The sequence below is a fragment of the Streptomyces sp. NPDC059853 genome (genome assembly GCF_042731495.1).
In the GTDB taxonomy this organism is placed as follows: domain Bacteria; phylum Actinomycetota; class Actinomycetes; order Streptomycetales; family Streptomycetaceae; genus Streptomyces.
Window position 1 is genome coordinate 1 of the sequence record NZ_JBHWJL010000274.1, and the last position, 7,046, is coordinate 7,046.

Sequence of the window (7,046 nt, forward strand, 5' to 3'; positions counted from 1 at the left end):
CCGGCCGGCCGGGGTGGGCGGCGGGCCACGACTTTTTCCGAAGTGTGGAAAATGACGGGCTGATTTTCGACGTTCTTCTTCCCGTGGGGGGGGCGCGATGTTAGGTTCCCCACGGAAGCCCGGGCGGCCGCCCGCCGCCCGGGATACGGGATGCCGGCGTTGGCGGGAGGGTGTGTGAGGCGTATATCGGCCCGGCCCGCGAATGCCCACCAGGCGCGGCTGCTGCGGCTGCTGCGCGACAGCGGCCCCGCCTCCCGGGCGCAGCTGGGGGAGCGGGTCGAACTCTCCCGCTCCCGGCTGGCGGTGGAACTCGACCGGCTGCTGGCCACCGGGCTGGTGGCCGCCGACGGGCTCGCCGCTTCCCGGGGCGGCCGTCCCTCACACAATGTGCGGCTGACCCCACAGTTGCGTTTCCTCGGGGTGGACCTCGGGGCCACCTCGGTCGATGTCGCGGTCACCGGGCCCGAGCTGGAGATCCTGGAGCACCGCACCCGGCCCGTCGACGTACGGGACGGACCGGTGGCCGTCCTGGAGCAGATCCTGGCGATGGCCGCCGAACTGCGCGCCGCCACCGGCTGCGCGGCCTTCGACGGCGCCGGGATCGGCCTGCCCGGCCCGGTGCGCTTTCCCGAGGGCACCCCGGTGGCCCCGCCGATCATGCCGGGCTGGGACGGCTTCCCGGTCCGGGAGGCGCTGGGCCAGGAACTGGGCTGCCCGGTGATGGTCGACAACGACGTGAACCTGATGGCCCTGGGGGAGCGGCACGCCGGAGTCGCCCACTCGGTGGGGGACTTCATCTGCGTCAAGATCGGCACCGGCATCGGCTGCGGCATCGTGGTGGACGGCCGGGTGCACCGCGGCGCCACCGGCAGCGCGGGCGACATCGGCCACATCCAGGTCGAGCAGGACGGCCGGCCCTGCCCGTGCGGCAACCGGGGCTGCCTGGAGGCGTACTTCGGCGGCGCCGCGCTCGCCCGGGATGCCGAGAGCGCCGCCCGGGGCGGCCGGTCCCCGGAACTGGCCGCCGCGCTGGAGCGGCGCGGGCACCTGGACGCCGCCGACGTGGCCGCGGCGGCCAGCGCGGGGGACACCGCCGCCATCGAACTCATCCGGCTCGGCGGGCTGCGCACCGGCGATGTGATCGCCGCCCTGGTGAGCTTCTTCAACCCGGCCCTGGTCGTCATCGGCGGCGGGGTGACCGGGCTCGGCCACACCCTGCTGGCCGCCATCCGTACCCAGGTCTACCGGCAGTCCCTGCCGCTGGCCACCGGCAATCTGCCCATCGTCCTCGGCGAGCTGGGCCCGGTCGCCGGGGTCATCGGCGCCGCCCGGCTCATCAGCGACCACCTGTTCAGCTATCCGCCCGCCCCCCATTGACCCACCGGTGATCCACCGGCCGACCGCACCGGGCGTACCGGAGCCGCCGTACGCCCCTCGTCCCTGTCGAGTAGGAGTAACCACCATGCCCCGTGACTTCACCCTGTTCACCGGCCAGTGGGCCGATCTGCCGCTGGAGGAGGTTTGCTCGCTGGCCCGCGACTTCGGCTACGACGGCCTGGAACTCGCCTGCTGGGGCGACCACTTCGAGGTGGACCGGGCGCTGAAGGAGCCCGGCTACATCGAGGGCCGGCACGCCCTGCTGGCCAAGTACGGCCTCAAGTGCTGGGCGATATCGAACCACTTGGTGGGCCAGGCCGTCTCGGACGCCATCATCGACGAGCGCCACCGGAACATCCTGCCCGCCCGCATCTGGGGTGACGGCGAGCCCGAGGGTGTACGGCAGCGCGCCGCCGCCGAGATCGCGGACACCGCGCGGGCCGCCGCCGCCTTCGGGGTGCGGACGGTGATCGGTTTCACCGGCTCGCCCATCTGGCACCTGGTCGCGATGTTCCCGCCGGTGCCGCCGGGCATGATCGAGCGGGGCTACGCGGAGTTCGCCGAGCGCTGGAACCCGATCCTGGACGTCTTCGACGCCGAGGGGGTGCGCTTCGCCCACGAGGTGCACCCGGGCGAGATCGCCTACGACTACTGGACCACCCGGCAGACGCTGGACGCGATCGGCAACCGGCCCGCCTTCGGCCTCAACTTCGACCCCAGCCACTTCGTGTGGCAGGACCTGGACCCGGCGGGATTCCTGTACGACTTCCGGGACCGCATCTACCACGTGGACTGCAAGGAGGCCCGGAAGCGGCTGGACGGCCGCACCGGGCGGCTGGGCTCGCACCTGCCCTGGGGCGATCCGCGGCGCGGCTGGGACTTCGTCTCCGCCGGGCACGGCGATGTGGCATGGGAGGACGTGTTCCGGATGCTGGGCGCCATCGGTTACGAGGGCCCCATCTCGGTGGAGTGGGAGGACGCGGGGATGGACCGGCTGGCCGGGGCGCCGGAGGCGCTGGCCAAGCTGCGGGCGTACGACTACCCGCCGCCAGCCGCCTCCTTCGACGCGGCGTTCGGCAGCGGCGACTGAGTCGGCCCTCCGGCGCCGTCTTCCGGCCGCTTCTTGCCCGTCCCAAGGGGTGCGCCTAGCGTTTGAGTCGTTTCATCCGCTCGCGCACCCCTTGGTGAGGCACCCTCATGGACCACACTGGCGACGACAGGCTCGACTTCCTCCCCTGGTTCTTCGAGGCGGAGGCGACCGAGGAACAGCGCGCGGCCCAGCGCGAGCGACAGCGCCGGCTGACCGCCACCGGCACCGCCGAGATCGGCGCACGCTGCTTCGTCTCCGAACGCGCCGCCGTCCACCCCGACCGGCTGCGCCTCGGCGACGGCTCGTACATCGCCGCCCACGCCTATGTCACCGGCACCGTCACCACCGGCTCCGACTGCACCATCAACCCCTTCACCACCGTGCGCGGCACCGTGACCCTGGGCGACGCGGTCCGCATCGGCGCCCACACCTCGCTGCTGGGCTTCAACCACTCCACCGCTCCCGACCGGCCCATCCACCGGCAGCCCACCAGCAGCCGGGGCATCACCATCGGCGACGATGTCTGGATCGGATCCCAGGTGGTGATCCTCGACGGGGTCACCGTCGGCGACCACTGCGTCATCGGCGCCGGGGCGGTGGTCACCCGGGACGTACCGGACTGGGCCATGGTGGGCGGCAACCCGGCCCGCTTCATCCGCGACCGGCGCGCACCGCGCGGCGCGGGCAACAGCAAGGCCGCTGTCCCCGCCGCCGGCGGCACCGGGCCGGACGGCGGCCTCGCCCAGCGGCTGGCCCGCTTCGCCGACACCGCCCGCGCCGAGGCCCCGGCCCTCCTGGACCGCGCCTGGGACGGCACCGCCTACCGCGACCGGCCGGACGCCGCGCCGACCGTACGCGCCCACTGCGACGCCGTCGAGATCGCCGCCCTGCTGCTGGGCAGCGCCCCCGCCCAGCTCCCCGCCGACGCGCACATCGCCCGGCTGCGCGCGCTCCAGGACCCGGCCACCGGGCTGGTGCCCGAGACCGGCACGGAGATGCCCGCGCCGGGCGCCGACGGCTTCGTCGACGACGGGGCCGCCCTGTACCACATCCTGTCGGTCGGCTACGCGCTCGACCTGCTCGGCTCCTCCTTCGCCCACCCGGTGCACGCCGTCGCCGGTCTCTCCGCCGGACAACTGCTGGACCGGCTGGCCGCCCAGCCCTGGCGGGAGCGCGCCTGGCACGCCGGCAGCTGGGTGGACGCGGTCGCCACCGCCGCGCACTGGAACCTCGCGCGGGGCGGCGAGGCGGCGGGCCCCGGCGCGCTGGAGGCGCTGTTCGGCTGGCTGCTCACCCGCACCGACCCGTGGACCGGCATGTGGGGCACCGCCGGAGCGCGGGAGGGGCGGCTCCAGCTCGTCAACGGCTACTACCGGCTGACCCGGGGCTCGTTCGCCCAGTTCGGCGTCCCCGTACCCCACCCGGAGCGGGTCATCGACACCGTGCTCGACCACGCCCGCGACCCCCGCTACTTCGGCGCGGACCGCGAGAACGCCTGCAACGTCCTCGATGTGGCGCACCCGCTGTGGCTCGCCGGACGGCAGAGCGCCCACCGCGCCGAGGACGTCCGCCGCTGGGCCACCGCCCAGCTGGAGGCCGCCCTCGGCCGGTGGCACCCCGGCCATGGCTTCGCCTTCGGCCCCGCCCCGGAGGGCACCGGCCCCGGCCGGGCCCCGGGCCTCCAGGGCACCGAGATGTGGCTGGCCATCATCTGGCTGCTCGCCGACCTCACCGGCCACTGCGACGCCCTGGGCTACCGCCCCCGCGGCGTCCACCGCCCCGAACCCGCCCGGGACGGCCTGGGCAGCGCCGCGGCGGCCCGCTGACGGCCCGCTGACGGCCCGTCCGGCGGCCGGTCCCCGCGGGGACCGGCCGCCCGCGGGGACCGGCTATCGTGCGGTGATGCCCGCATCCGCGCCGCGTCCCCTGCTGTTCCCCGATGTCGACGGGCCGCTCATCCCCTTCGGCCCGCGCCCCGGACCCTTCCCGGTGTACCCGGTCGGCGGCGCGCACGGCACCGGCAGAAACCCGCTGCTCGCCCGGAACGACCCCCGCCACGGCGCGCGGCCGGCCGCCCTCCCGTGCGAGCCGGTCTGGGCGACGACCTGGGGGGAGGAGGCGAACACCTGGATCGCCCCGATCCTCGGCCTGCCGCCGCTCCCCGTGCTGGACGAGCCGGAGCCGTCCGTGACCGACGGTCAGGACGCCCGCGCGGGGCGGCTCTGGAAGACACGTGCGGTGGTCGCCCGGGCGGCGGGCCGCCCGTTCGCCTGGGTCGACGACGAGATCACCGACGCCGACCGGACCTGGGTCGCCGGCCACCACCCGGCGCCCGCCCTGCCGCACCGGGTGGACCCGGGTACCGGGCTGACGGACGAGGACTGGACGGCACTCGCCCGCCGGCTCCGGGACCCCCGCTGACCGCCCTCACCCGGCCCGGCGGATACGGTCGCGGCCGCCGCCCCCGATGGACTGCCCGGCGCCCCGGACCGGCCCGTCACTCGGCCCGCCGCAGCAGCGCCCCCGCCTGGCGCAGTTCGCCCTCCGAGGCACGGCCCGCCTCCGCGATCGCCTCCAGGGCCTGGCCGGCCCGCTCCGGCGCGGAGTCCAGCACCCGCCCCGCCGCGTCCGCCTGCACCACCATGCCCGCCAGCCGGTGCCCGGTGATGTCGTACATCTCCCGGCAGATCTCCACCCGCGAGGTGACCTGCGCCGCCCGCCGGGAGCTGGCGTCCAGCCGGGCCTCGGAGGCGGCGCGTGCGTCCAGCTGCCGCCGGTAACGGCGGCGGAACCGGGCCCGGTTGCCCAGCGCCCAGCTCAGGGTGAAAGGCACCGACAGCCACACCGCCGCGCCGATCGCCATCCGCAGCGGATCGGGCTGGGAGACCGCGCCGACCACGGCCGCCAGCAGCGCCGTCGCCAGACCGCCCAGCAGGGCGAGCCGCGCGGCCCACGGGGCACCCCGGCTGGCCGCCGTCGCTATCGCCGCGAACACCGCGAACAGCGTGGTCAGCGGGCCGAAGCCCACCAGGATCTGCACCCCGCACACCACCAGCGCCAGCAGCAGCGCCTTCTCCGGGCTGCGGCGGCGCAGGGCCACCGCCAGCGACATGACCACCCCCAGCACCAGCGCCGTCGCCGCCGCGACCACGCCCCGCAGCTCCGGATCCACCATGACGTGCCAGCCGGACAGAAGCAGCAGCAAAGCGGCCCACCCCGCATCGGCGTTGATCGGAAAGCGGCGCTTCACAGCCCGGATGCGATCCATGGAGGTCACCCTACGGTCGTACCCGGTCCCCGCCGTCGGCCGGGAGATCGGTTTCCCGGCCTCTTGCTCCCCCCACGGAGGGCAACGGCTTCGACACCCCGTTCGGATACAGTGGCCAGAGGCTTGCCGAGGAGGTCACCGTGTCCGACACATCCCCCACCAGCGGGTCCGGGCCCGCCGCCGGGCGGCCCCGCTCCATGGCCGGCCGGATGCGGCCCGACTCCTTCGGCGCCGACCCCACCGGCGAGCGCCTCGCCAGGATCCGGCGCTCCCCGCAGTTCCGCGACGGCGCCTTCCGCAACGAGCGCCCGGTCGGCACCGCCGCCCCCAACTCCCCGCTGCGCATGGCACGGGACTTCCTGCGCCGCGCCGACCGGCTGCGCCGCCACCCCACCGCCGCGCCCCCGCTGGAGCGCCCCGCGTTCGCCCCCGCCCCCGGCGTCACCGGCGAGGAACCCGCCTCCGGGCTGCGGCTGACCTGGCTCGGACACGCCACCGTCCTCGCCGAGATCGACTGCCACCGGGTGCTCTTCGACCCCGTGTGGGGCGAGCGCTGCTCACCCGTCGGCTTCGCCGGCCCCCGGCGGCTGCACCCCGCGCCGCTCCCGCTCACCGAACTCGGCCCGCTGGACGCCGTGGTCATCTCCCACGACCACTACGACCACCTCGACATGCCCACCGTCAAGGCGCTGGTCGCCACCGGGGCGCCCTTCGCCGTACCCCTGGGCGTCGGCGCCCACCTGGAGCACTGGGGCGTCCCCGCCGACCGCATCACCGAACTCGACTGGTGGGAGTCGACCACCGCCGGTGACCTGACGCTGACCGCGACCCCGGGACAGCACTTCTGCGGCCGGGGCGTGCGCAACACCGGCCTCACCCTGTGGGCCTCCTGGGCGGTCACCGGCCCCCGGCACCGCGTCTTCCACAGCGGCGACACCGGCTACTTCCCCGGCTTCGCCCGCATCGGCGCCGAACTCGGGCCGTTCGACGCCACGATGATGCAGATCGGCGCCTACAGCAGCGAGTACTGGCCGGACATCCACATGACCCCCGAGGAAGGGGTACGGGCCCACCGGGACCTGGCCGGCCCGGACGGCGAGCCCGGGGTGCTGCTGCCGATCCACTGGGGCACCTTCAACCTCGCCCTGCACCCCTGGGACGAACCGGCCGAGCGCACCGTCGCCGCCTGCGAGCGGGACGGGGTACGGGTGGTGGTGCCCCGGCCGGGCGCCTCCTTCGAACCCGCCGCCCCGCCCCCGGCCGACCCATGGTGGCAGGCGATCGCCCGCCCGGCACCCGCGCCCGCACCCG

At 75.3% G+C, this 7,046-nt stretch carries 5 protein-coding genes and 1 pseudogene; 5 read left to right on the plus strand and 1 reads right to left on the minus strand.

The features are described from left to right. The first annotated feature begins 183 nt into the window (after positions 1-183). The 4 genes and pseudogenes from ACFV5N_RS22475 (at position 184) to ACFV5N_RS22490 (ending at position 4,888) form a co-directional block, all read left to right on the plus strand. Positions 184-1,377, plus strand: coding sequence for an ROK family protein (locus ACFV5N_RS22475; RefSeq protein ID WP_385602739.1), 1,194 nt, complete (start codon positions 184-186; stop codon positions 1,375-1,377). Between the two features lie 85 nt (positions 1,378-1,462). Beyond that, positions 1,463-2,467: a sugar phosphate isomerase/epimerase family protein gene (locus ACFV5N_RS22480; RefSeq protein WP_385602731.1), complete on the plus strand. Its 1,005-nt coding sequence runs from the start codon at positions 1,463-1,465 to the stop codon at positions 2,465-2,467. 509 nt (positions 2,468-2,976) lie between these two features. After that, positions 2,977-3,132 (plus strand): annotated as a pseudogene (locus tag ACFV5N_RS22485) (DapH/DapD/GlmU-related protein); the annotation flags it as partial. Positions 3,133-4,369: 1,237 nt separating this feature from the next. Beyond that, positions 4,370-4,888: a hypothetical protein gene (locus ACFV5N_RS22490; RefSeq protein WP_385602734.1), complete on the plus strand. Its 519-nt coding sequence runs from the start codon at positions 4,370-4,372 to the stop codon at positions 4,886-4,888. 76 nt (positions 4,889-4,964) lie between these two features. Here the strand turns inward: ACFV5N_RS22490 and ACFV5N_RS22495 are convergent, their stop codons facing one another. After that, the gene (locus ACFV5N_RS22495) at positions 4,965-5,735 is read right to left on the minus strand and encodes a histidine kinase (RefSeq protein ID WP_385602737.1); all 771 of its coding nucleotides are present in this window, start codon (positions 5,733-5,735) and stop codon (positions 4,965-4,967) included. Positions 5,736-5,932: 197 nt separating this feature from the next. On the opposite strand from ACFV5N_RS22495, the gene ACFV5N_RS22500 reads away from it, so the two are divergent. Beyond that, positions 5,933-7,046 (plus strand): MBL fold metallo-hydrolase (locus ACFV5N_RS22500; protein ID WP_385602742.1); only part of this gene is annotated, 1,114 nt, incomplete at its 3' end.